This window comes from uncultured Thalassolituus sp., from assembly GCF_950066645.1.
GTDB lineage: Bacteria > Pseudomonadota > Gammaproteobacteria > Pseudomonadales > Oceanobacteraceae > Thalassolituus.
Window position 1 is genome coordinate 108,867 of record NZ_CATMFB010000004.1, and the last position, 24,210, is coordinate 133,076.

Consider the following 24,210-nt stretch of genomic DNA (forward strand, 5'->3'; position numbering starts at 1 on the left):
GCTTGATAAAACACCGCGCATTCTGCCTGCAAGTGACTGAGAGAACCAGATAAATCCATGGCTTCATTAGCTGCCAAGACACAACAGACTGATGCGCCACTTAAGGTGGCGGACCTGATAAGGCTGTTTGATCACCTGTTTTTATCGACGGAAAATACTCGCCTGGTCGCGGGCGATTCGGAGCCCGAATATCTGCCTGCGGATGATAGCTGCAGTTATCATCGGATTCTCTTTGCTCATGGGTTTTACGAATCGGCACTTCATGAGATTTCACACTGGTGTATCGCCGGCGCGGAGCGCAGGCTGTTGCGGGATTTCGGCTACTGGTACGAGCCCGATGGCCGCTCGGAATCCAGACAGCGTGAGTTCGAGCAGGTCGAGGTGAAGCCTCAGGCGCTGGAATGGATACTTTCCGAAGCCTGTGGGCGACGGTTTCATATCAGCACCGATAATCTGGATGGCGATCCGTTGGCTGTCGAGGCTGGCAGAGCGCGCTTTCGTGACGCAGTCCACGCACAGGCACACATTTATCTGCAAAATGGCTTACCAGAGCGGGCTGAGATACTAAAAAGTGCGCTGTTAGATTATTATCAACGCCATAACGAATTTGGTGCACATCTGTTTGTGCCGGAAAGAATCTGAAACGGAGCAGGGTTTGTTAAAGAAACTGTTTAAGCGCGGGAAGCCGGAAACCAGCGCGCAGCCTAAGTCGGCCCCAGTGGCCAGAAACGCTCAACAACATGAGAAGAAGAAAGGCAACAAGTCCCGGAAACAGCCACAGGCCCATGCTGCTCCCCGACAGTCTCACAAAAACTCTGCCCCGAAAAAGGTACATCCTGCAGACACTCCCTGGTCGCTGAGCGAGTTTCAGGTTGAGGTAGCAGAAGGGAAAACCCGCTTTCATGATCTTCAATTGCCTGATTCAGTGATGCGCGGCATCCACGCTCTGGGCTTTCAGTATTGTTCGCCGATTCAGGCAGAGAGTCTTCCGGCCGCGCTGACCGGCAGGGACACCATCGGTCAGGCACAGACAGGGACAGGTAAGACTGCTGCCTTTCTGCTGACCATCATGAATCGCCTGCTGACGGCTTCGCCTGAAGAGCGCTTTGCGAGCGAGCCGCGTGCCCTGGTGGTTGCTCCAACGCGTGAACTGGCTCTGCAGATTGGTAAAGATGCCGTGGAGTTGGCGAAGTTTACTGACCTGAATGTGGTCACCGTCGTCGGCGGTATGAACTACGACTCGCAGCGCAAAATGTTGCGTGAACATGTTGTCGATATTCTGGTGGCAACACCGGGGCGTCTTATCGACTTCATGCGCAGTCAGGATGTCTTTCTGGATCAGGTTGAAGTACTGGTTCTGGACGAAGCCGACCGTATGCTGGATATGGGCTTTATCCCGGATGTTCGTCGTATCGTGCGTGCAACGCCTCCGAAAGAAGAACGGCAGACTCTGCTGTATTCGGCAACCTTCAATTACGATGTGCGTATTCTCATTGATCAGTGGACTCGTGATCCTCACAAGGTCGTTATTGAGCCAGAGCAGGTCACAACGGATCGGGTGGATCAGAAGCTCTATCTTGTCGCAGAAGCAGAAAAATACAATCTGCTCGATAAGGTGCTGAAAGAAGAGAAACCTGAACGCCTGATTATCTTCGCCAACCGACGTGACCTGACACGCAATCTGTGTGACAAGCTGAATAAGAATGGGCACGTGGCAGTACTGCTGTCGGGCGAGGTCAGTCAGGATAAGCGCATACGCACGCTGGAGCGTTTCCGTGAGGGCCGTGTAAACATCATGGTGGCGACCGATGTTGCTGGTCGGGGTATCCATGTAGATGGTGTCAGCCACGTCATAAATTACACGCTGCCGGATGATCCGGAAGATTATGTGCACCGTATCGGCCGGACCGGGCGTGCCGGCGCGAAAGGCGTTTCTATAAGTTTTGTTTCTGAAGATGATGCCTTTGTGCTTCCGGATCTTGAGAAATATCTGGGCACAAAACTGGAGTTAACACAGCCCTGAGTTTGCAATGCAGTTACTGATAAAAAAAATAAAATTTCACCTGACGCTGCTCGGTGTTGCCATCCTGCCGGCTTATGCCGGCAACGTCACCCCTCAGGACGCAGAGTTGTGGCTGAAAACCCATGACTCCGAATTGCTTGAGGGCAGTGATACTGATCATGTGATGTCGTATTACTTTTTTGGTACCAACGGGCATCGCACCCTGATCGGGTTAGAACGGGTACGTGGTGATGACTTTACTCAGCACTATTATCTGATGGTCTTCGACGATACGCGTCTGCTCGGCTATTACCCCGATATCGCAACTATGCCTCTGATGTTGTCAGAATCTGGTGTTCTGGAGTTTCCGCGTGGCTACGACGTGAGTGACACTATTCTGATTCAGCAGGATGAATTCCCACCGCTTTGTCTTGGTGAGTTTGGCTGTAGCAACTGGCGATGGCAGGCCGAGACAGAGGCTGATCAGTCTGACAGGTGACATCTGAGGCTGTGCTCCAGCCAGTCAGGGTCGTCTACCGGCAGGTCGTGTCCTGCGCTGTCGTGTGTGGTCAGAGGTTTACTCCAGGTGCGCGCAATGCGCTCTGTGCACCACGCCTTCACCAGTCGGTCCCCGCGGGCGTTATACAGCCACACTTTCTCGATAGGGGCATGAACCGGCCCTTTATAGCGGCTGGCTGCGATCAGTTGAACAAAGATATTCCGCCATTGCAGGGGGTGCGCCTGAGCAAACTCCAGCCACTGGCGTTTCTCGTCTTCGGTAATGACACGGTTGATGGTCATTCTGAAGATGGTTTTCTCCAACCGCTCCCGGTTACCCAGGCAGCTCAATAAACGCAGAAAAGAAGGGGCATCCATCCGTTGCCAGGGGAGTGACATGTTCGCCAGACTGGTGTTGATCATGTGCATGGCGCTGACTTCATCCGGGTACGTTCTGGCCCATTCAGTCGCGATCATGGCACCCATTGAAATGGCGATAAGAGTCACCGGGCCCTGGTGCTGATCTCTGACTTGCTGGCGGACCTGCAACATCATGTCGTGGATGGTCGTGGGGGTAATCTGGTGGCTCAGATAACCATTGCCCGGCAGCTCAGGCTCAATGACCCGGAAGTCGTCGTAAAACCGCTGTGGGAAGCCGTTCCAGTGGAAGCGGCTTCGTATCAGTCCACGCAGAAATACCAGTGTGCGCTGCTCGGGTGCCTTCATCTCAGGAGTGTTTACCAGAGGTTGAAGTAACGATGAACGCTGAATTGCATGATCGTACCTGCATCAAACTCGCTCCCCAGGTTTGTGCGATCAACGCTCAGACGGTAATCCCAGTGGTTGTATGAGCGGGCGACGCTGGTGCGGAAGTGCCAGTAATCGTCGGTGTTTTCGCCGCCAAAGTTGGTGTCCTCATCCGAACCTGATAACTGGTGGTTAGCGGTGTAGAGTTCGATGGAAAAACTACTGGTCTGAAAGGTCCAGGCCAGTTCAGTTGTGTTGAGATCGTACTCAGTGCCCATGTATCCGTCTGCCTTGCGGAATCCAGCCGTAAAGTTCCTTGCCCAGAGCAGTCGGACTGCCGCTTCGTTGTAGGCGCTGTAGTCCAGTTCGGCATCACCGTGAAAGGTGAAACGAGTCAGGCTCAGGTCGGCTGACCAGCGGCGGAATAACGGCAGATTAACCCCGCCATACACGTCCCATTCCGAGTGGATGCTGTCGTCTTTGTTGTGGTCGACATTGCTGCCCCAGGTTCCGAGGTACAAGCCGGAATTGTGGGTCGCAGTGATGCCGGCCTGCCACGCCGCTTTGCCCCGGGTCTGACTGATCCCGTCACGAACAAATTCAGATGTAGCGCCGATGTCGGCAGTGACACCTGCAATGGCGGTTGTGGCTGAAAACAGGGCTGGCAGGATAAACAGAGCGGAACGCTTAGCTGACATGAGATACCGGATTAGCTGTGATACAAACGCAGGCAAGTGTAACGGAAGCAGAACCACCTTTATACGGTTGTTGTAATATTTCCGCTGTACCCCGGGTACCAGCGCTGCAACGCTGCGTTCATCGCGAGCGTCTTATCTGCGGCGCCCTGTGGAGCCCACTGTGGCATTGTCCTGGCGGCTGACATCAGGAAATCAAAGAGAATCAGGTGACGCCGGAGAATTCTCTGATGCCGGTGAGGAAGAATCGGGTTAAAAAGACTGTGGTAACGGAACAGGTGCCGCGGATTTTTCTTTACCCATAGCCAGGACCCCATTTCCAACGTCATCGGAATAAAACACCCGTCAGGCTGTTCGGCCGTGTAGCTGTCGTAGAGGTGATCCCACAGGTCGCCACTGGTAGTGTAGCTATGTGCCTGGGGCTCAAAAAGGTAGAGGTCGTGATGCGGATAGCTGTGCTCAAACAGCTCGGTCAGTGTATGAGCTGCACCGATGCCAGGCCATGGGTTCGTGCTTTTTGCGTAAGGGAACCACAGGCGGTCGCGGGTTCCGAAGCCGCTGTGGCAGTCGATGCTGATACAGAACTTCTGGTCTTTCAGGGCGTGGTGCACGGCATCGCAGAGCGCGCGGCTTTCGGTCTGCATCGGAGCCCCTGCAGGCCCCCGGTACCATGGCAGTGAGCGACTGATTCTGTGGCCGCCCACCAGCCAGGGGGTATTCCCTTCGGCTTCGACCGGCGCATTGCGCATCAGGTCGACACCGTTCAGGTTAGAGCGGCTGTTTTCGGCCATGCCGCCTGGATTAACGATCGGGATCATCAGAAGCCGGATGTTTTCCAGCTGCTCTTTTACCACCGGGTCCCAATGCAGGCGGCGGATAAGACTTTTCATAAAAGAAAGTATGACCTGAGTGCCGATGCGTTCGACGCCATGAACGCCGCCGACAACAGCAAGGACTGGCGCGTCAGGTTTTACGCTACCCATTTCAATGACATAAAAAGGCAGATGTTCGCCTTGTCGCTGTATGTGCGCCGGAACCCGGATGCGCATGTGTTGCTTGCCTTCACTGATCAGGTTTTCCAGCTCGGTCAGTTCCGGGAGGGCTGTTTTCAGACGGGAAATACGTTGAATCACAGTAGGTGGGACCTTATGCTCGGGGCCAGAGAATGACAGACCCATTATTAACAGAGTAAACCCTGCATGAGAAGTTTCCAGCCGTCCCCCTCAACGATGCCCGAACAGTTGCGCATCCGGCGCTGGCTGCAGACGCTCTGGCCTTTTCTGCTTGAATATCGTGGGCGGGTGGCAGCAGCAATGGTCTGCCTTCTGGTTGCCAAACTCGCCAGTGTCGGTATGCCGTTTCTGCTTAAGCACCAGATCGATCACCTCGATCAGACAGGCGTCCTGAGTGCCGACTGGTGGGTCGGGTTTCCTCTGGCATTGTTGCTCGCCTATGGACTGGTAAGATTTCTGACCGTATTTGCAGGCGAGGTGCGTGATCTTCTGTTCGGGCGGGTCACTGAGCGTGTGATGAGGCGGATGTCTCTCACCTTGTTCCGCCATCTACACAGCCTGAGTCTGGCCTTTCATCTGAACCGGCAGACAGGCGCGCTGCAGCGGGATATTGAGCGGGGCACCAATGGCATCAGTTTTCTGATGCGGTTTCTGATTTTTAATATTGTTCCGACGCTCCTTGAGCTCGTGTTGGTGATCGGTCTGCTGCTGGCGAACTACCCACCTGTTTTTGCGCTTATTACTGCACTGGCTGTCGTCCTGTATGTGGCGTATTCCATAAAGGTGACAGAGTGGCGAACCCGCTATGTCCGCGAAGCCAATCAGATGGACTCGAGCACACATGCCCGTGCGCTGGACAGCCTCCTCAATTACGAAACCGTGAAGTTCTTTACGGCAGAAGAGCGCGAAGCCGCTGCCTATGACGAGTCGCTTGCACGTTGGGAGACTGCACGCCGGATGAACCGGTTGTCCTTGTTTACGCTGAACAGCGGGCAGGCGTTAATTATTTCTGTGGCGATGGCGGCCATGCTGATGTCGGCCGCGCACTATGTGTTAGCGGGGGAGATGACGCTTGGGGATTTTGCTCTGGTGAACGCGTTTATGTTTCAGCTTTTCCTGCCGCTGAACTTTCTCGGATTTATCTATCGCGAGATTAAAGCGTCGGTAGCGAATATAGAGCGGATGTTTGAGCTTCTCGATGAGGAACCTGCAGTCGCTGATGATGGCAGAAAGACACTTGAAGTACGCGATGGCTGGGTGCAGTTCAGAGACGTATCGTTCGATTATGGCAACGGCCGGCCAATCCTGAGTCACCTGAATCTGACGCTTGAGGCGGGGCGTACGCTGGCGCTCGTTGGCGGCAGTGGCGCGGGTAAATCGACCATTACACGGTTGCTTTTCCGCTTTTATGATCCGGTCTCTGGCTCGGTTGAAATTGACGGGCAGACCCTGACCGATGTTACGCAGACCTCATTGAGAGAACACATAGGCATCGTACCTCAGGATACAGTGCTGTTTAACGATACCCTCAGGAGCAACCTGCTGTATGCCCGGCCCGACGCAACGGACGACGAACTGGCCGACGTCGTGCGTATGGCCAGCCTTGAGCGCCTGATCAGTCTGTGCCCGGATGGGCTTGAAACCGTTGTGGGTGAGAGGGGACTCAAGCTTTCAGGAGGGGAGAAGCAGCGTATCGCTATTGCGCGGATGCTGCTTAAACGACCTTCTGTGATGGTATTTGATGAGGCAACCTCCTCGCTCGATTCCGAAACGGAGCGGGCGATTATGGCGGAAATTCGGCGGGTGTCCTCAGGGCATACCTCGCTGATCATTGCCCATCGCCTGTCGACGATTGTTGATGCGGATGATATTGCCGTCATGGAGAACGGACAGATTGTCGAGCGCGGGACACATAGTGTTCTTCTGGCGCAGAAGGGTCGCTACGCTCAATTGTGGGCGGCTCAACACTCAGGAGAGCAAGATGCACCTGCTGATCATTGATGCGATGAATCTCATCCGGCGTGTATATGCGGCGGTTGAGGGGAACGAGTTGGCCGCCGAGGCGACCATGACACGTTCGCTGGCGATAATTCATGGTGCGGCCAGCCGCTCGGAAGCCACTCACTGGGTGATGGTGTTTGAGGATCATCATCCGACGTGGCGCCACGAACTCTGGTCAGAGTACAAAGCAGGGCGCTCGCCTATGCCTGAGGCACTGGAACATATCCTCGGGGACATCCGTAAGTATCTTGAGATGAACGGTGTACACACGTTTAACCTCTCGGGGTGGGAGGCCGATGACATAGCGGCGACACTCGCGGTCAAAGCCGGTGCCGCTGGGTTGGCTGTCACCCTGTTGTCGACCGACAAAGGTTTCTGCCAGCTGGTGAATTCATCAACCAGGGTGCTGAACCATTTCGACCGCCTGTGGTGGGATGAAGAACAGGTCAGGGAACGTTGGGGCTTTGAGCCTGCCAGGTTGCCGGATTTCTGGGCCCTGACGGGGGATCAGACCAATCACCTGCCCGGTGTTGCTGGTATCGGAGCAAAGGGTGCGGGGCAGGTGCTTGATTCATGCCAGACTCTCGACAGGGCTCTGGCCTGGCCTGATCTCGCGCCTGAACGCTACCGTAAGGCGCTGAAGGAAGGCTGGCAAAGTGCATTGATTACCCGCGAACTTGCCCGGTTGAGAACGGATGTTCCTCTGGGGATCAGTCTGTCTGCGTTGAGAGCCTCGCGCTGATTGGATAAACTCCGCCAACATTTTACTTCTCTGGAGGCAGGCTTTGTCCGTCGAAATTCGTGTGCGGGGTTATCACCTCGACGTCTATCAGCATGTAAACAACGGACGTTATCTTGAGTTTCTTGAAGAAGCACGCTGGGATTTTATGTCCCGATCAGGGTTTGGCGACTCGTTGGATAAGGCTGGCGTCGCGCTGGTGATTGTGAATATCAATGTAAATTACCGGCGCCCGGCGGTGATGGGCGATGTCCTGAATGTGACTGCACGCATCAGCCATATAGGCAACAAAAGTGCTCGCTTTGAACAGTTGGTCACACTGAAAAATGACGATGGTGCCGAGGTCGTGGTTGTCGATGCTGACGTTACCTTCTGTGTCATGGATCGTGAGACTGAAAAGGCATTGCCGATTGAAGGACGTATACGGGATATCCTGGCGTCTGGAATGGAGAGCTGACCGTGGCATCAATGAAAGAAGTACTTGAGGAAATAAACACGTTTCTTCTCTGTGAAACACCAGAAGCCTGGATTGGCGCTGCGCTTGAACAGCAGGATGTCCTTCTGATTGATCACGCAAACTGCGAAAAGAAGGCCGCCTCAACCGCCATGAATCTTCTATATCGCTATATTGACCGGGATGACCTGCTGAAAAAAATGAGTCAGCTGGCACGTGAAGAATTGCTCCACTTCGAGCAGGTGGTCAACATCATGAAGGAGAGGGGCGTAACCTATCGCCATATTTCTTCATCGCGATATGCGTCCGGCCTTCGTGAGCATGTGCGCAAAGGCGGTATGGAAGAACTTACGGATGTTCTGATCATTGGTGCACTCATTGAGGCACGTAGCTGCGAACGCTTTGCCATGCTTGCGCCTCATCTGGATGACGTGCTGGCAAAATTCTATCGGTCGCTACTACGGTCAGAGGGGCGCCATTATCAGGATTACCTGACCCTGGCCCGTCAATACGCCGACGAGGACATTCAGTGGCGCATAGATGAGTTGCGTCAGGCGGAGAAAGAACTAATTCAGACTCCGGACCCTGAATTCCGCTTCCATAGTGGAATCCCTGCCTGAGTTACTGCTGACAGGCGCGGATGATCTTAGTGCAGACATCCGTTTCTGTCTGGTAGGTTGCCATGTCAATGGCGCCGGCTTTCAGATCCCGGGCAGCTTGCGCCAGCCTGGCTTCTGCGTCTTTGAGGTCAGTGAAGATACGGTTTGCTTCCAGGGCTTTGAGAGTGGCAGCAGCAGTCATGGTCGTTCTCCTTTCTTGTTAATGCTTCAAAACTAGACCTACCGCTATGACTGCGCCATAACTACAGGTTCCGGAAGTCTGCAAATTTGACAAAATCTTTTCGTAGTTGGAACAAAATGAACAATTCCTCAGAAATGACGCAGAAAGATCTGAAACTTCCGTTAGAGCAGTGGCAGGATGCGACGCTTGGCGGGTACGACTGTGTTCAGGGTGCAGGGGAAATACATCTGCTACATGGAAACGGCTTCTGTGCCCGTACTCTGGAGCCTTTTGCTGCCTCACTTGATTCTGACGCCCGGTGGTTGCTTACCGATATCCCCGGCCAGGGCATTTCCCTGCGCCCGGGAGCTGCAGAGCCTGACTGGAATCAGATGGCAGAAGACATTGCCAGCAGCATACGTCAACGGGCATCGGGCCCGGTGACAGGTATCGGCCATTCTATGGGCGGGGTTCTGACTCTGATGGCTGCAGCCCGGCACCCTGACGTCTTTTCCCGGATCGTTCTGCTCGACCCCGTATTGTTCCCGCCGGATATCATTGCGGTGCAGGCATTGTTGCGCCGTTCGGGGTTATGGCGCAGAACAGCGCTGGTCAGAAAAGTATCTTCCCGCCGCTCGGTCTGGCCGGGCGCCGAAGCGCTTGCAGAAGATCTGCGCCGTAAGGCGCTTTATCGTGACTGGCATTCGCAGGCGCTGGAGGCGTTCGTCCGTTATGGCGCCGTCGCAGATGAGGAGGGTAGGGTTCGGCTTCGCTGCGCTCCGGAGTGGGAGGCCGCTATTTTTGGCTCATATCCCAGGAAGTTATGGCGTTCTGTGGCCGGAGTGTCTTGTCCAGTGGATATTCTGGTTGCTTCACGGTCCTATGGTTTTATCCCGCGTGCTGTGCGGAAGGCTAAGGCACTCAATTCAAATGTTAAGGTGCATGAGGTATCAGGGACGCACTGTTTTCCTATGGAAAATCCAGAGCAGGCTGCGCAGTTAGTCCGGCGGATAATTTCGTAGCCGTGCAGTCTCAAAACGGAGGCACTTCAAAACCTTTGTCAAAGGCTGCAGTCTGGGCTATTGTGGCTTTACCCCTAGTGTTGAAGCGAGTTTTAAGTAGGACCCTATGAACATGGAGATTCAGGCAGCCCTCGATGTTGCCGATGAGACCGATTCATTTCTTCAGATTACCGATGTTATTTACGACAAAGAATCTGAAGTCGGATACGACGAACTGAATGAAGCGGAGAAAACGGTTTTCTGTATTGATCAGTTGTTGAGAGAAATGGAAAACGGCGGTTTCGTTCAGTTTATTCACCACGAAGCAGGCGCGCGGGCGCAGGACACTCACGAAGCACTCGAGCGGATTCGCGCCAAAGCTTCTGCTGATGTGTTGTCGGGCATTATCGCGTTCTTTGACGACGGTCAGGTCCCGGTTGATGAAGATGACCGGATTGCGGCGTTTGATCTCATAGAGAGCGAGCATGCTGATGATATTGCTTCGATGGATGATCGTTTTTACGATTCAGGTGAGAACCTGGTGGAAATGACATTGAGATTTGTTCAGAAAAATCTCAAAGACTTCCGCTGAGTCCGGGCCCGGATGGATAGATCCGGGCCTTTATTCGTTGTAGCAGCGCAACAGGGCTTGTAAAAGCACCCCTCTTTCCTGACACTGTCAGTTAATGGATTGTTAAGGATGTTTTTATGATCAGAGTCACCTGGGCGCTGCTGCTATCTGCCTTTCTGTCACTCCCGTCTTATGCGCTGAAAGCGTATGACCTGAAAATTCCCGACGATCTGAATTTCGCTGAACAGCCGCTGGTACTCAATGGTGCCGGAATGCGGACTAAATTCTTTCACGATATCTACGTTGCGGTTCTCTACCTGCCCGAACCTTCATCCGACGCCGAAGGTATCATTGCAGCGGATGCTCCTCTGAATATCCGCATTTACATTGTGTCTGATCTGATTACCGGAGAACGCTTTGCAGAATCTGCAATGGATGGCTTTGTCCGTTCAACTCACGGCAATCTTGAGCCCATCCGGAGTGAAGTTGATGCTATGATAGCGACATTCCGGAACGCGCTGAAAAATGGCGATGTTTTTGACCTGGTTTATCTGCCCGAAGAAGGAGTTCGCATTTATCGTAATGGGGAGCAGCTGGAACTTGTTCCAGGGCTTGCGTTCAAACAGGCAATGACAGGCATCTGGTTATCTGATGATCCGGTGCAGACGCGCCTTCGCGATAAAATGCTGGGTAACTGACCCGACAAACTCCATAAAGGTTGGGCAAAGGATTGCTTAAATGACCGACACTGAAATGCAGGCTGTAAAAAGCGAGCTTCTGCCTGACCGGATTCCGGTTCTCGTAGTTGATGACGATCAGTCAGTTCTCGATGTTACCCGCCTTGTTCTCTCCCGTTATCGTTTTGATGGACATTCCGTCGAGTGCATTACCTGTAATGCCGCGTCCGAGGCCCGGGCTCTGTTGCAGCAGCGCAATGATATTGCGGTGATTCTCCTTGATGTGGTGATGGAACGCGATGATGCCGGTCTTGCTCTGGTTGAGTTCATCCGTAATACGCTGGGGGATCGTCGTCTGCGGATTATTCTGCGCACAGGGCAGGCAGGCTTTGCGCCCGAATATCGTGTCGTTCAGAACTACGATATCAATGATTATCTGGCCAAAACTGAGTCGACTCAGGAGCGCCTGTTTGTGTCTCTGACCACCGCGCTGCGAGGCTATCGTGACATTATGATGGCCGATTTTCATGCACGTCGGGCAAAGGAGGCGGAGCAGGAGCGCGAAGTGGCGGCCCGCGCGCTTGAGGCAAAAACCCAGTTTATCGCGCATATGAGCCATGAAATCCGTAATCCATTGACGGGCGTTCTGGGGATTGTCGATCTGCTCGAAATTCAGGATGACCCACAGGCCATAAAGCCTTTGCTGCGCGATCTTAACTACACAGTGCAGACTCTGCTGGGTGTGGTGGATGATGTCCTTGATGTCGCAAAAATTGAAGCGGGTAAACTCCGGCTATACCCTCAGGTGTTTAATGTCCGCAACTGGCTCGAACGGGCGGCGGCAATATTCTCGGCAAACCTGCAGCGGAAGGATATACGTTTCAGTGCGGAGGTGGCTGAGAGTGTGCCTGAACACCTCCTTGGCGATGCCAGCCGGATGCAACAGATACTGGTTAACTTTCTCAGCAATGCCTGCAAATTCACGCCAAGGGGAGGCCGGGTCTCCGTGCGCCTTACTGGTGAGGTGAGGCATCACAGATATGATCTCTGTCTGACAGTGCGGGACACGGGTATCGGGATTGAAGCCTCACGCTTGCAGGAAGTATTTAAACCTTTTGAGCAGGCCAGTGATTCCACGTCCAGTGAATTCGGTGGTACGGGTCTCGGTTTAAGTCTTTGTCGCAATCTCGCAGAGCTGATGGGTGGAGACGTCGGTGTGATGAGTTCACCCGCCAGCGGGTCGACTTTCTGGCTTGAGGTTCCCCTGGATCTCGTCGGTGAGGGGTACGCTCCTGAAGAATCCACGACGACGTCAGCGCTGAATGTCGTTGTCTGTGAAGATGATGCGATGAATCAGAAACTGTTGGCTGTTCTGTTGCGTAAGCGGGGGATGGCAGTCAGTGTATTTGAGAACGGTCAGGATATGCTGGACAGCGAAGCCTGGAAGAGCGCAGATATCTTTCTGATGGATTGCCATATGCCTGTTCTCAATGGCATGCAGACTACGCGGGAACTAAGAGCGCTGGGGTGTCGGCGGCCGATTCTCGCGCTCACTGCCGGAGTGTCTGATTCCGAGCGTCAGCAGTGTCTGGATGCGGGGATGGATTCCGTCATTGCGAAACCGGTCGACTTTAAGCTGCTGCATGAGCAGTTGCTCGCTCATAGCCGCCAAGGACGCCACCCGGTAAGGGTGGGAAGTTAGCAACGATTGTAAGGCCCCCCATGAATGAGGGGCGTGCCTGCCTCAGTCTTTTTTGCCCAGATCAGCGATGCTTTGCAGGCGCTTGATGATGTCTCCGTTCACTGTCCCTTCCGGGAAGTTTCCTTCGTTATCTGCAATGCCGGGTTCTCGGTTGAGCAGCAAATGCATCGCTTCATCTACGTGTCTTACGCAATAAACGTGGAATTTACCCGCCTCAATTGCGCGCACTACCTCATCGTTTAATACCAGATTGCGCTGGTTGGAGTGTGGGATAATCACACCTTGACTGCCGGTCAGGCCTCTGGCCTCGCAGAGCCGGAAGAACCCTTCAATTTTTTCGTTTACGCCGCCAATGGCCTGTGCTTCGCCATACTGGTTAACCGAGCCGGTGATGGCGAAGCTTTGATCGATGGGTGAGTGAGTCAGTGCCGATATCAGGCAGATGAGTTCTGCCATGGAGGCGCTGTCGCCATCAACGTAACCGTATGATTGCTCCATCGCGATGTGTGCGGAAATCGCCAGCGGAAATTTCTGTGCATATCGGTTGCCCAGGAAACCGCTGATGATCATTACGCCTTTGGAGTGGATCGCCTGGCCAAGCGCTACTTCACGCTCAATGTCGACGACGCCTTTCGAGCCGGGATATACCGACGCTGTGATGCGCGCGGGAGAGCCAAAACTGGTATCGCCGAGTGACATAACCGTCAGGCCGTTGATTTTGCCGATGGCGGTGCCTGAAGTTTCCAGAAGAACGGTACCTTCCAGCATCTGCTCGAACAGCTTGTCGTAAACCCGTCCGGTGCGTTCCTGTTTTGCGTTCAGCGCCCGGTCAATGTGAGTGCGGGTGATGACTTCGTCCTGTGCGAGTTTGCGGATAAAGTCTGCTTCTGCAAGCAGGTCGAACTGGTCGCCAATACAGGCGCTGAGTACGTCCTGCTGCTCTGCAAGCCGGGCACTGTGCTGAACCATGCGGGCAACGGCATCACGATCGAGATCGCTGTATCCCTGTTCTGTGACGCGGCTTTTCAGAAGCTGTGCATAGGCATCAAGGTGCGCTTCGTTAAGTGGGATGTCGTTGTCAAAATCCACGACGGAGCGGAACAGGCGGCGGAAATCGTCGTCATATTGCTGCAGCAGATAATAAACATTGCGTGAACCGATAAGGACGAGCTTGAATTCCAGTGGGATGACCGCTGGCACCAGCGAGGTGGTATTGAACAGGCCAATTTCGGAGTAGGGCGATTCCATTTTCAGCTCGTGCGACTGCAGCGCGCGCTTGAGCGCTTCCCACACCATAGGCTCGGACAGCACTTTCTCCGCATCCAGGATGAGATAGCCGCCGTTGGCACGGTGCAGGGCGCCCGGTGCAATGCGATGGTAGTTTGTCACCAGTGCGCCCTGATCGCTGACGTATTCAATGCGACCGAACAGGTTGGCATAGCTGGGGTGTGGCTCATAGACAACAGGAGCACCACTGTCCGGGTTGTGGTGTGTCGCAATGTTGGGCAGAAGGGCATCCTCAAGACTGCTGCGTTTGGCGAACTCTTCACGCAGATCCATCAGGCGCTCTTCAACCAGTTCTTCAAGTACCAGGGATGGCAAGTATTCTTCCATCTCATCAAGGTATTCGATTACCGGTTGGTGGTCGCTGAAGCTCTCGCGGATGGACTGAAGCAGAGGGGTGATGGCTTCTCTGATGGTCTCGCGGTTCAGGTTGCGCAGGTCGTTGCTGCTTTCCCGCTTCCATTGCGGAAGCTCAGACAGGTGCTCGCTCAGCATCTGCTCCAGCTCACCAATGTCATTATGGAACGTGTCCCGTTCCTCTTCGCTGAGTTGCGCAAATTCAGTTTCATCCAGTGCCTTGCCGTCTCGCATTGGGGTGAAGCTGATGGCGCTTGAGTCGCGATATACAGCGACGCCGCGCTTGTGAGCTTCGCGCTCAACGGCCTCAATGGCTTTGTCATAGCGGCGATTGAACACGTAATCGATGGCCGATTTTTTCTGTTGGTAGGCCGGGTGTTCAAGTGCTGCCGGAAAGGTGGCGAGTAACTGGTCTATCAGTTCATTGACGAGGCGCCGGAACAGGCTGGCTTCGTCCGGGTGTAATGACAGGGCGCGTGGTTCGCGGGGGTTCTTGAAGTTGTTGACGTAACACCAGATATCAGGGGTTGCCTGACGCTTGGCTTCACTCTTCAGGTAATCCTGTACGTAAGATGATCGCCCCGTGCCAGTTTCGCCCATGACGAAAATGTTGTAGCCCGGGCGTTCCATGGCAACCCCGAACTGAATGGCATTGACGGCCCGCTCCTGGCCCAGTACCCCCTGGAAGGGTTCGAGGTCAGCGGTTGTGTTGAACTTAAGTGAATCGTTGGAAATTGTCTGTGTCGCGAGACTGTGCGGAATCGATGTCGGTTTTTGTGTCATTTCACTGGAACAAATCAGAAAGAATATTCCAACAGTATTGCGCCGGACCTCTTAAGGCAAGTCGTGAGGTTGCTTTTGCTGCCGTGCTTGGGATAATTGCGCCATTCAGTTGCAGGTTTATTGCCTGTGTGTACCAGGCAGTTAAATCAGGCGGAGTGGTGGATGTCTGTCCAGCCCGAAGATCGTACCACGATAGATATGTTTTCCCCGTCGCGGCCCGGGCGCCCGCGCAGCAATCCTTATGACCGTACTCAGCAATGCCGGTTTAATAAACGCAGTCAGCGGGTTCGTGACAAGCATGCGGGGTTGCACCGTCTTGAAGTCAAATTGCCGGCCGACGTGATTGAGCGCCTCGATGAGGTTGCTGAAGACCTTGGGTTGTCCCGCGCTGAAGTGATAAACCAGGCGTTGCAGCAATGGCTTCACCTTTAACTTCTTGATTTTAAAATCAGTTTTGGCTAATGTAGCGGCCTCCTGAGGTTCCTCAGGACGTTATGGTGGCCCTTGCCGGTCCCCTCGCAACGATACACCGCGAACCCCGCCAGGTCCGGAAGGAAGCAACGGTAGTGGTCGACTCGTGTGCCGGGGTGTGGCTGGTAGGGGTCATCTCCAGATAGTCACTGACTTTCCCTTCACTAACAGTTATTATGCTCCCCAGATTTAACTTCCGGGGTGGCCCTAAATTCATGAGTTATCAGGTACTTGCGCGCAAATGGCGTCCGCGTTTCTTCGATGAAATGGTCGGCCAGGAGCATGTACTCAGGGCCCTCATTAACGCGCTTAATGAAGAGCGCCTGCACCACGCCTACCTGTTTACCGGTACCCGGGGTGTCGGTAAAACCACCATTGCACGTATTTTAGCCAAGTGCCTGAATTGTGAGCAGGGCGTCAGTGCACGTCCTTGCGGTGAATGCACATCCTGCCGGGAAATCGCAGAAGGCCGCTTTGTTGATCTGATTGAGGTGGATGCCGCCTCCAGAACGCGTGTGGAAGATACGCGTGAGCTGCTCGACAACGTCCAGTACGCACCGACGCGCGGTCGCTTCAAGGTCTACCTGATAGACGAAGTGCACATGCTCTCGACCCACAGTTTCAATGCATTGCTGAAAACGCTTGAAGAGCCGCCTGCGCATGTGAAGTTTTTGCTGGCGACCACTGATCCACAGAAACTCCCTGTGACGATTCTGTCCCGCTGTCTGCAGTTCAGTCTGAAAAATATGACGCCGGAGCGGATAGTCGAGTATCTCGCCAAAGTGCTGGATGCCGAGACAATACAGTACGAAGAGCCGGCACTCTGGTCTCTGGGGCGGGCAGCGCAGGGCAGTATGCGTGATGCGCTCAGTCTGACCGATCAGGCTATTGCCTACGGTGAAGGTCATGTAGGTGAGAGTCAGGTCAATGCCATGCTTGGCACCATGGATCGGGGCCGGTTGTTCAGATTGGCCGAGCTCATGGCTCAGGCCGATGCTGGACGGGTTATGCAGGAAGTTGCAGAGATGGCAGAGCATGCTCCGGATTTTGATGAGGTGCTTCAGGGGATGCTCCATATCTGGCATCGGGCAGCTCTGGCCCAGGTCGTACCCGACGCCATTGAAAATTCAGAAGGTGATCGTGATGCCATTCTGAAACTGTCAATGGCAATGCCTGCAGAAGACCTTCAGTTGTATTACCAGATTTCGTTGCAGGGCCGCAAAGATCTTGCTCTGGCGCCAGACCCGCGCCAGGGTTTTGAAATGGTACTCTTGAGAATGCTGGCGTTCCGTCCGGCTCCTGAGCAGGTGCCTGAACTGGATCTTGAGAGTGCACTGCAAAAAAAAAAGCCTCTGAGCCCGCCGACTGACGTTTCCGTAACAGATCCTTCTACGCCTGCAGAACCGACGGTTTCCACTGCTGAGACAACGTCTCCTGACGCTGCTGCCTCTTATCAGGAGGCTGCCGTGGAGGTCGTCGAGGATGTTCCTTCTGATACAGCTCTGTCGATTGATGAGAAGACCGAGCCGGAGCCCGTGACTCAACTGGCGTCATTGATGGATTCGCCGGTGGCTGATGAGGTAGTAACTGACCCGGTCAGTGAGCCGGTAAGCGTAACTTCGGCTCCAGAGATTGCTGTTGAGGCGCCAGAAGCCGCGCCCGGTCAGTCGGATGAATTACCAGCGCTGGCACCTCATACCTGGTGGCAGTGGGTAGAGCACCTGCCGCTTGCAGGTCTGCCGATGGCGATTGCGAAAAACTCAGCATTGATCACTCTTGACGGAGGGGTTGCTGTATTCGACGTCGACCCCGCTCAGGGTGCTCTTTACAATGAGTCTCAGAAATCCCGCGTGCAGGATGCTCTGCAGACACTGGTGCCCGGTCTGACTATTGAAATGACGTTGACGCCGCCGCGCGGCGAAACGCCGGATCAGCGCCGGCACCGGCTGCGTGTCGAGGCGTTATACGCAGCTAAACATGCGATCGACAGTGACCCGTTGGTCAACCAGATTCTTAACGAAATGGGTGGGCGTGTGAACGAAGACACCGTTCGTCCGAACTCTTGAGGAGAACAGTATGATTAAAGGTGGTATGGGCAACCTGATGAAGCAGGCCCAGAAGATGCAGGAACAGATGACCAAGGCACAGGAAGAGCTTGCTCGTGCCGAAGTCACCGGAGAATCCGGTGCGGGCCTGGTGAAAGTTACGATGACAGGGCGTCACGATGTGAAGCGCGTTGAACTGGATGATGCGATTCTTGGTGAAGACAAGGAAATGCTTGAAGATCTGCTGGCTGCAGCGGTGAATGATGCCGTGCGCAAGATTGAGCAGAACAATCAGGAACATATGGCGAAAATGACCGCCGGTATGGGCCTGCCTGCAGGAATGAAACTGCCTTTCTGACCTCATGACACAGAATGCGCCTGCCTATCAGAAATTGTGTGAGCAGCTGGACGACCTGCCGGGAGTAGGTCCGTCTGGTGCCCGCCGTCTGGCCGAGTGGCTGATTTATCAGTCCCGTGCGGAAGCACTGGCAGAAGTTCTCACAGCAGCGGCGGCTGAACCTTTGTGTGCAGGATGTAATACCACTCACGATGTAGCGGCCGAGTGTCGCTACTGTCGTGATTCCTCGGGTAGAACCCTGACCGTGGTTGCCAATATGGATGACCTGGCATTGCTGAGAGACGCAGGTTGTCGCCAACCTGTCTGGTGCCTTCATGGTGAGTTGTCTCCTTCCCGGGGGATTGGTCCGTCACAGCTCAATATTGATGCTTTTGTATCCCGTTCCCGGGAGGTAGACAGCATTCTCGTCGCAACAGCGGCGACAGTGGAGGGGCGTGTGACGGCAGATTACCTGATCAGAAAGAGCCATGCTCCCGGAGACACCTGTACTCTGGTGGAGCTGTTGGACAGATATCGGAAATCTCAGACATGAGTATGTTAAATCTGCCGGCGCCTCAGTGGGTCGAAAGCGATGATGCATTGGCGCAGATCTGCCAGCAGTGGTTACAAGAAGCCTGCCTGGCGCTCGATACCGAGTTCGTGAGAATGACGACGTTTTATCCGCAGCCAGGGCTGATTCAGGTCGCCACTCTGGAGGACTGTTGGTTAATCGACCCACTCGCTATCTCGGACTGGCAGCCCTTTGCTGATGTGCTGACGGCGCCTGATGTCGTGAAGATATTTCATGCATGTGCTGAAGACCTTGAGGTCTGTCGTCGCCTTTGTGGTGTTGTTCCGCAGCCTTTGTTCGATACGCAGCTGGCGATGGCGCTGGCAGGTGAAGGGAGCTCCGTCGGTTTTCAGAAGGCCGTAGAGTCGCTTCTGGGGATTGCTATTCCTAAAGAAGCCACTCGCTCAGATTGGTTGAAAAGACCCCTGAGTGACGTACAGATTGACTACGCCACGGCGGATGTTTACTTCCTGAGGCGCTTGTATCCGGGGCTGCGCGAGCGTCTGGAAGACACCGGGCGACTGGTCTGGTTGCAGGAAGAGGCTGAGCGTACGGTGCAGGCAGCAGCAGAAGCTGAAACCGATCTCAAGGCCAGCTATCGGCGTGTGAAACTCGGTTGGAAGCTGCGCCCGCTGGAACAGAACATACTTCAGTCGTTATCAGAGTGGCGGGAGCTTGAGGCCCGCAGGCTGGATGTCCCGAGGAATAAAGTCGCCGACGATCAGACACTTTGGAATCTTGCTCGCTTTAAGGCACGCAATCGCGACCAGCTGAGTAAAGCTGGTATGCGCTCAAATATCATCAGAGAAAGTGCCCGGGAGGTGCTGAAACGCATCGAAGTGGCCCTTGGGCAACCTCCGGAGCAATGGCCGGAAGCTCTCACCAGACCTCTGTCTATCAGTGCTGGGAATCTGATGAAAACGCTGAAGAAAAAAGTGGTCGCCCGTGCGGAGGAGCTGCAGGTGCCTGCAGAAATCCTCGCGAATAAAAAAATGATCGAAGCCCTGGTCCGGGCCCGGGGAAAAACGGTGCCAGAGCCGTTGCAGGGATGGCGCTACTCTGTGATTACCCAAGAATTAACTGTGCTGCTTGAGCAGTCAACCGACCCTGCGGAAGAGAGTGATGAGTAAAATCCTTTGTGATGTTTTCAAAACGCGCAAAAAAGACGAAATGTACCTGTACGTGACCAAAAAAGATGGGATGTCACGTGTGCCAGATGAGCTTAAAGAGATGTTTGGTCAGCCACAGCTGGCAATGACCATACTGCTCACCCCTGAGAAAAAGCTCGGGCGTGCGGATGCGGCCAAAGTCATCGAACAGCTGGAGGAAAACGGTTTTTACCTGCAGATGCCGCCCATGAGAGAGACCTATATGCTGGACCTCTTTACTAAGCGCGATCCTGAATGAGTGACAAGGCTTTCTGGCTGACAACTCCGCTGGATAAAATGACGTCGTCACAGTGGGAGTCACTGTGCGATGGTTGTGCACTCTGCTGCCTGCATAAGCTCGAGGACGAAGACACCGGGGATGTTTACTACACCGATGTTCACTGTCGCTATATGGAGCAGGATACCTGCCGTTGTACTGTGTATCAGACCCGTCAGGAGAAAGTGCCGCACTGTGTCTGGCTGACACCCGATCAGGCAAAAGAATTTCATTGGTTACCAGAAACGTGCGCGTATCGTCTTGTAGCAGAGGGGAAGCCCTTGTTTGACTGGCACCCCCTGGTATCGGGAGATCGCGAGTCAGTTCATCTGGCAGGTATATCAATCAGAAATAAAGGGATCCCTGACGACAGGATCCCTGAAGAGGAATGGGAGGACCGCATCATATGGAAGGCCTGAACAGTTACTTTGCCTTCTGGGTTATCTACCTTGCTGCAGGGACACTGGGTTACTGGTGTTGGGGAAAAATGGCGTTCTGGGTGACCTCCCGCGGGCTGCCTTATCACCTCTTCAGTGCATTGGGCGCGGTCATTGTGTTTACGCCTGTTCCGGTTGCAGCGGAGTCTTCGTTTCTTGCACCGGGCGCGGTTGTTATCGCCTTTAGTCTGATCTCTGGCACGCTTGCTGAGCTGGACTACACCGCTATCTGGTATGCGGCGTCGGTGGCAACTGCATTTGGTATCACCCTGATTATGGCGCTGGCGGGACTGCTGCCGACGGACATGCAGACAACGGCGGAAAAGCCCGCAGAACCCCGTTCTAAAACACGCTCCGACAATCCTTTCAGATGATCTTTCGCGGCCAGTCCGGTCGCGTTCTGTCTGCCGCTGGCTATGCCATGTCCACTCTCCCTGAGGGGGCGGTGGATTGGTTTTGTCCCTCTAATTGCATTCGTGACTATCCGTTTCTTAATTACTTTTCTGGCTAACCGCTAAAACTTTGCTAGCTTTAAATCATGGTGTGTTGCTGCGAGGCGCACTTCGTCGTGATGACAGAAAATCATCACAGTATCAGTGGGTCTGACAGGTGATAAGAAGTTCCGGCTTAACCGGAATTCACGAGGATTAGGACGATGGCAAATCATATTTTCATTCTTGCAACCGTAATGCTTCTGGCGGGCATTTTTGGGGGGCTGGTGAATTACTATTTATATGGGGACAAAGATCCGGATTCAGCAAGCTTGCCACGCTTTCTGGTGGTTGGTGTTGGTGCGTCTTTTCTGGTTCCTGTCGTGCTCGATATGGTCAACAGCGAACTGGTACTGGAAAGCCAGGGTGATCCGTCTCAGCTGTTGATCTTTACCGGTTTCTGTCTGGTTTCAGCGCTGTTGAGTCGTTTTGTGATCGACAACATGTCTGATCGTATCCTCAACGAAGCGCATGTCGCACGCCAGCGTTCGGAAGAGGTAGAACAGAACCTGCGCGTTATTCAGAGTGAGCTGTTACCTCTGATTGATACGGAAACAGAGAAAGACATGAGCGGTTACGATAACCAGGCAGTGACTGTGTCGGATGAACTGGATATTACGTCGACCCAGGTGCTGAAAATTCTCTCAAATGGTCGCTATATTTTCCGCTCTCTGGCGGGGGTGTGCCGCGAATCTAATCAGGAAGAATCGACGGTTCTGAAAACACTCAATGTGCTGACTGCCCGTAGTCTGGCAGGCAAAGTAAGCGGCAAAAACGGTGTGCGCTGGCACATTACCGAGAAAGGTCGTCGGGTTCTGGAATCTAATCTCTGAGGCTGTCCCGGGAGCAGGTATGCGTTTTTTCGGAATTCTGGCAACAGTTGTCGCTCTGGCTATCAGCGGAGTGGTCTCTGCGGAAGACAATAAACAACCGGATGTCAGGATTGTTATAGATATCTCCGGCAGTATGAAAGATACCGATCCGGAGAATCTACGCCGTCCTGCTCTTAATCTTCTGACTGAATTACTCCCCGATGGTGCCCGGGCAGGTGTCTGGACCTTCGGGCGTTATGTGAATATGTTGGTTCCGCTGGAAACGGTGGATGCACAGTGGCGTACTAAGGCAAAAAAAGCGGCGGGCGATATTAATTCCGTTGGCCTGAATACCAATCTCGTGGGCGCACTTGATAAAGCACTCTGGCAGGCGACAGCCGACAGCAGTTTTGATCAGACCGTTATACTCCTGACGGACGGTCGCATAGATATGGACGGGTCGCAGGGGAATCCTGGTTCGCCTCCGAATGCCGCAGAGCGTCAGCGCCTGATGAAAGAAATTCTGCCGCGCTACACGGGCGCAGGCGTCCGCATTCATACCCTTGCGTTATCCGATGCTGCAGATGAAGCAATGTTGCAGCAGATTGCGATGGAAGCCGATGGTCTGTTTCTGAAGGCACATACGGCTGACGAGCTCATGCCTGCCTTCCTCAAAGCATTCGATCGTGCGGTGCCTGCAGAGCAGGTACCCATGGAAAACAACCGCTTCAGCATTGATCCAAGCGTAAAAGAGTTTACCGCGCTTATTTTCCGTAAATCGTCTGCGACGCCTACCGTTCTGATTTCTCCATCTGGTGAGCGTATTGGTCAGGCGGTGTCCGTCGATAACGAAAATGTCCGCTGGCATCATGATCTCAACTTCGATCTTGTAACGATTAAAAACCCGGAACAGGGCGAATGGTCTGCCGAGGCCGATCTCGACCCGGAAAACCGGGTCCAGATTCTGTCGGATCTTAAACTGAGCGTGAAAGGTCTGCCGGGCAGTCTCTTCTCTGGTGTTCCGGTTGAGCTGGAAATGGCGCTGGTGAATGAAGGGGAAACGGTCGATGAGCCGACAATTCTTCAACTGACCGATGTGAGCCTTCAGGTGACTGCACCTGACGGCCGGACCGGCAGCAAGCTCTTATCCGACCCTGAAAGTCTTCCGGTTGACGGAGTTTTTCGTGAAGTCCTCAGTCGCTTGACACAGCCCGGGGAATACCGACTGGAAGTCAACGCCATAGGTCGGACCTTTCAGCGGCGCCAGGTTCTGACCGCGACTCTGGCTGAGCCTCTGAGAGTTGAATCGGAAGCTGACGCCGATACGCAGACCTTCAGCGTGCGCGTTTACTCTGACAGCGATATGGTTGATACGACGCTGAGCAGGGTGATCGCCCGGGTGACGAGCCCTGACGGAAGCTCAGTCATAAACTCAATGGAATTTGATGCGGCTGATAATGCCTGGAAGCTCGATCTGCAGGGTGAAAAAGGTGACGGCCAGTACGAGGTCATGCTCAATATCCGCGGAGTGTCGGGCAGCGGGATGACGTTCAAAAGCAAACCTGAAACTATGGTGGTCGAATTTCCGATTCCGGCGGCTGGCGGCGATACTCTGATTGATACTCCAGCTGTTGCTGAAGAGTCGCACGAAGCGCTGCAGCCGGTATCTGAACCTGCTGAAGAAAGCGTTGAAGAAGTCCCTGTTCCGCCTGAGCCTGTGGCACCGCCACCGCCTGCCAGTGAGCCGATAGCTCCGGATCTTGCAGAGAAATACGCGGATGAGTCCACCGAGTTGCCAGAGGAAGAGGAAGAAGGCATCCCGTGGTGGGTGTATGCCATTCTTGTTGTGGCGAATCTCGGATTGATCGGTGGCCTGGCGTGGTGGTGGCTGAGCCGCAGGAAAGCCTCGGCTGGCGATGCAGAAGATGCCGGCAAGTCAGAACCGGTTGCGACGTCTGTGCCTGACCTTGATGTTGGTCCGCTGGACGATGCTGATCTGGATGAGGGCGATTTCGATGATTTTGCCGATGAAGCAGAAGAGGAAATCCCGGCTGCGTCTGATGAAGAAGATTCCAGGGTCCCGGCGTCTATGGGCGGTGATACTATGATGCCTTCGGCGCAGGAAGACGACTTTGATCTTGGTGATGAGGCGGCAGATGACGAATGGGGTGAATTCGACCTCCCGGATGAGGAAGATAAAAAGTAGCCACCCGTCCTGAGTAATGCCATCCGGGCCAGTGTCTGACTGGCCCTTCTTTCTGTACACATTGACCTTTGTGTCTGATTTCTAAGCGCTTTTCCTCTCGCCTGCCTTGCT

The 24,210-nt window shown here is 54.1% G+C and carries 26 protein-coding genes and 1 other RNA gene; 22 read left to right on the forward strand and 5 right to left on the reverse strand.

Going from position 1 to position 24,210, the window contains the following annotated elements:
- Positions 1 to 57: 57 nt before the first annotated feature.
- Genes Q1L85_RS05035 through Q1L85_RS05045 form a run of 3 tightly spaced genes read left to right on the forward strand, consistent with a single transcriptional unit; the run spans position 58 to position 2,501 of the window.
- Entirely contained in the window at positions 58 to 642 is a 585-nt protein-coding gene (locus Q1L85_RS05035) for an elongation factor P hydroxylase (RefSeq protein ID WP_300427668.1), read from the forward strand.
- Between the two features lie 13 nt (positions 643 to 655).
- Positions 656 to 2,023 carry an ATP-dependent RNA helicase RhlB gene (gene rhlB / locus Q1L85_RS05040; RefSeq protein WP_307726797.1) on the forward strand — a complete coding sequence of 456 codons (1,368 nt, stop codon included), beginning with the start codon at positions 656 to 658 and terminating at the stop codon, positions 2,021 to 2,023.
- A 7-nt stretch (positions 2,024 to 2,030) separates the two neighbouring features.
- The gene (locus Q1L85_RS05045; RefSeq protein WP_300428662.1) at positions 2,031 to 2,501 is read left to right on the forward strand and encodes a hypothetical protein; all 471 of its coding nucleotides are present in this window, start codon (positions 2,031 to 2,033) and stop codon (positions 2,499 to 2,501) included.
- On the opposite strand, the gene Q1L85_RS05050 is transcribed toward Q1L85_RS05045, so the two are convergent.
- From Q1L85_RS05050 to Q1L85_RS05060, 3 genes are read right to left on the reverse strand one after another with little or no spacing between them, the layout of a single operon-like run.
- On the reverse strand, positions 2,486 to 3,226 hold the full coding sequence (locus tag Q1L85_RS05050; RefSeq protein ID WP_300428663.1) for an alpha/beta fold hydrolase: 741 nt from the start codon (positions 3,224 to 3,226) through the stop codon (positions 2,486 to 2,488). The two genes, Q1L85_RS05045 and Q1L85_RS05050, sit on opposite strands and share 16 nt — an antisense overlap.
- A gap of 11 nt (positions 3,227 to 3,237) precedes the next feature.
- Entirely contained in the window at positions 3,238 to 3,945 is a 708-nt protein-coding gene (locus Q1L85_RS05055) for a TorF family putative porin (RefSeq protein WP_300428664.1), read from the reverse strand.
- Between the two features lie 59 nt (positions 3,946 to 4,004).
- Positions 4,005 to 5,075 (reverse strand): DUF2817 domain-containing protein, encoded by a 1,071-nt coding sequence (locus Q1L85_RS05060; RefSeq protein WP_300432504.1) that lies wholly within the window; start codon positions 5,073 to 5,075, stop codon positions 4,005 to 4,007.
- Positions 5,076 to 5,141: 66 nt separating this feature from the next.
- On the opposite strand from Q1L85_RS05060, the gene Q1L85_RS05065 reads away from it, so the two are divergent.
- From Q1L85_RS05065 to Q1L85_RS05080, 4 genes are read left to right on the forward strand one after another with little or no spacing between them, the layout of a single operon-like run.
- Entirely contained in the window at positions 5,142 to 6,956 is a 1,815-nt protein-coding gene (locus tag Q1L85_RS05065; RefSeq protein WP_300428614.1) for an ABC transporter ATP-binding protein/permease, read from the forward strand.
- Positions 6,937 to 7,698, forward strand: coding sequence for a 5'-3' exonuclease H3TH domain-containing protein (locus Q1L85_RS05070; RefSeq protein WP_300428616.1), 762 nt, complete (start codon positions 6,937 to 6,939; stop codon positions 7,696 to 7,698). Before Q1L85_RS05065 ends, Q1L85_RS05070 begins: the two co-directional genes overlap by 20 nt.
- A gap of 43 nt (positions 7,699 to 7,741) precedes the next feature.
- On the forward strand, positions 7,742 to 8,152 hold the full coding sequence (locus tag Q1L85_RS05075; protein WP_300428617.1) for a thioesterase family protein: 411 nt from the start codon (positions 7,742 to 7,744) through the stop codon (positions 8,150 to 8,152).
- A gap of 11 nt (positions 8,153 to 8,163) precedes the next feature.
- On the forward strand, positions 8,164 to 8,769 hold the full coding sequence (locus Q1L85_RS05080; protein WP_300428618.1) for a tRNA-(ms[2]io[6]A)-hydroxylase: 606 nt from the start codon (positions 8,164 to 8,166) through the stop codon (positions 8,767 to 8,769).
- Between the two features lies 1 nt (position 8,770).
- Here the strand turns inward: Q1L85_RS05080 and Q1L85_RS05085 are convergent, their stop codons facing one another.
- The gene (locus tag Q1L85_RS05085; RefSeq protein ID WP_300432506.1) at positions 8,771 to 8,950 is read right to left on the reverse strand and encodes a hypothetical protein; all 180 of its coding nucleotides are present in this window, start codon (positions 8,948 to 8,950) and stop codon (positions 8,771 to 8,773) included.
- Positions 8,951 to 9,066: 116 nt separating this feature from the next.
- On the opposite strand from Q1L85_RS05085, the gene Q1L85_RS05090 reads away from it, so the two are divergent.
- The 4 genes from Q1L85_RS05090 to Q1L85_RS05105 all read left to right on the forward strand — a co-directional run bounded on the left by Q1L85_RS05090 (position 9,067) and on the right by Q1L85_RS05105 (position 12,880).
- Entirely contained in the window at positions 9,067 to 9,951 is an 885-nt protein-coding gene (locus Q1L85_RS05090; protein WP_300426540.1) for an alpha/beta hydrolase, read from the forward strand.
- Positions 9,952 to 10,057: 106 nt separating this feature from the next.
- Positions 10,058 to 10,522 (forward strand): DMP19 family protein, encoded by a 465-nt coding sequence (locus Q1L85_RS05095; RefSeq protein ID WP_300426542.1) that lies wholly within the window; start codon positions 10,058 to 10,060, stop codon positions 10,520 to 10,522.
- Positions 10,523 to 10,638: 116 nt separating this feature from the next.
- Positions 10,639 to 11,199: a chalcone isomerase family protein gene (locus tag Q1L85_RS05100; RefSeq protein WP_300426543.1), complete on the forward strand. Its 561-nt coding sequence runs from the start codon at positions 10,639 to 10,641 to the stop codon at positions 11,197 to 11,199.
- Positions 11,200 to 11,239: 40 nt separating this feature from the next.
- Positions 11,240 to 12,880, forward strand: coding sequence for a response regulator (locus Q1L85_RS05105; RefSeq protein ID WP_300426544.1), 1,641 nt, complete (start codon positions 11,240 to 11,242; stop codon positions 12,878 to 12,880).
- A gap of 42 nt (positions 12,881 to 12,922) precedes the next feature.
- Here the strand turns inward: Q1L85_RS05105 and Q1L85_RS05110 are convergent, their stop codons facing one another.
- Positions 12,923 to 15,304, reverse strand: a complete 2,382-nt coding sequence (locus tag Q1L85_RS05110; RefSeq protein ID WP_300426545.1) for an ATP-binding protein — start codon at positions 15,302 to 15,304, stop codon at positions 12,923 to 12,925.
- Between the two features lie 162 nt (positions 15,305 to 15,466).
- On the opposite strand from Q1L85_RS05110, the gene ybfE reads away from it, so the two are divergent.
- From ybfE to Q1L85_RS05165, 11 genes are all read left to right on the forward strand, one after another.
- Positions 15,467 to 15,736, forward strand: a complete 270-nt coding sequence (ybfE, locus tag Q1L85_RS05115; RefSeq protein ID WP_300426547.1) for a LexA regulated protein — start codon at positions 15,467 to 15,469, stop codon at positions 15,734 to 15,736.
- Positions 15,737 to 15,809: 73 nt separating this feature from the next.
- An RNA gene (gene ffs / locus Q1L85_RS05120) (signal recognition particle sRNA small type) lies at positions 15,810 to 15,906 on the forward strand.
- A gap of 84 nt (positions 15,907 to 15,990) precedes the next feature.
- Entirely contained in the window at positions 15,991 to 17,841 is a 1,851-nt protein-coding gene (dnaX, locus tag Q1L85_RS05125; protein ID WP_300426548.1) for a DNA polymerase III subunit gamma/tau, read from the forward strand.
- 10 nt (positions 17,842 to 17,851) lie between these two features.
- Complete coding sequence (locus tag Q1L85_RS05130; RefSeq protein ID WP_300426549.1) at positions 17,852 to 18,178, forward strand: YbaB/EbfC family nucleoid-associated protein; 327 nt, start codon at positions 17,852 to 17,854, stop codon at positions 18,176 to 18,178.
- Positions 18,179 to 18,182: 4 nt separating this feature from the next.
- Positions 18,183 to 18,710 (forward strand): toprim domain-containing protein, encoded by a 528-nt coding sequence (locus Q1L85_RS05135; RefSeq protein ID WP_300426550.1) that lies wholly within the window; start codon positions 18,183 to 18,185, stop codon positions 18,708 to 18,710.
- On the forward strand, positions 18,707 to 19,858 hold the full coding sequence (gene rnd / locus Q1L85_RS05140) for a ribonuclease D (RefSeq protein WP_300426552.1): 1,152 nt from the start codon (positions 18,707 to 18,709) through the stop codon (positions 19,856 to 19,858). Before Q1L85_RS05135 ends, rnd begins: the two co-directional genes overlap by 4 nt.
- The gene (locus Q1L85_RS05145; RefSeq protein ID WP_300426553.1) at positions 19,851 to 20,135 is read left to right on the forward strand and encodes a YcgL domain-containing protein; all 285 of its coding nucleotides are present in this window, start codon (positions 19,851 to 19,853) and stop codon (positions 20,133 to 20,135) included. The genes rnd and Q1L85_RS05145 overlap by 8 nt, the downstream gene beginning before the upstream one ends.
- The gene (locus Q1L85_RS05150; RefSeq protein WP_300426554.1) at positions 20,132 to 20,572 is read left to right on the forward strand and encodes a YcgN family cysteine cluster protein; all 441 of its coding nucleotides are present in this window, start codon (positions 20,132 to 20,134) and stop codon (positions 20,570 to 20,572) included. The genes Q1L85_RS05145 and Q1L85_RS05150 overlap by 4 nt, the downstream gene beginning before the upstream one ends.
- The gene (locus Q1L85_RS05155) at positions 20,560 to 20,964 is read left to right on the forward strand and encodes a hypothetical protein (RefSeq protein WP_300426555.1); all 405 of its coding nucleotides are present in this window, start codon (positions 20,560 to 20,562) and stop codon (positions 20,962 to 20,964) included. Before Q1L85_RS05150 ends, Q1L85_RS05155 begins: the two co-directional genes overlap by 13 nt.
- 281 nt (positions 20,965 to 21,245) lie before the next feature.
- On the forward strand, positions 21,246 to 21,914 hold the full coding sequence (locus Q1L85_RS05160) for a YEATS-associated helix-containing protein (RefSeq protein WP_300426556.1): 669 nt from the start codon (positions 21,246 to 21,248) through the stop codon (positions 21,912 to 21,914).
- Positions 21,915 to 21,933: 19 nt separating this feature from the next.
- Positions 21,934 to 24,099, forward strand: a complete 2,166-nt coding sequence (locus Q1L85_RS05165) for a vWA domain-containing protein (protein WP_300426557.1) — start codon at positions 21,934 to 21,936, stop codon at positions 24,097 to 24,099.
- Positions 24,100 to 24,210 lie beyond the last annotated feature (111 nt).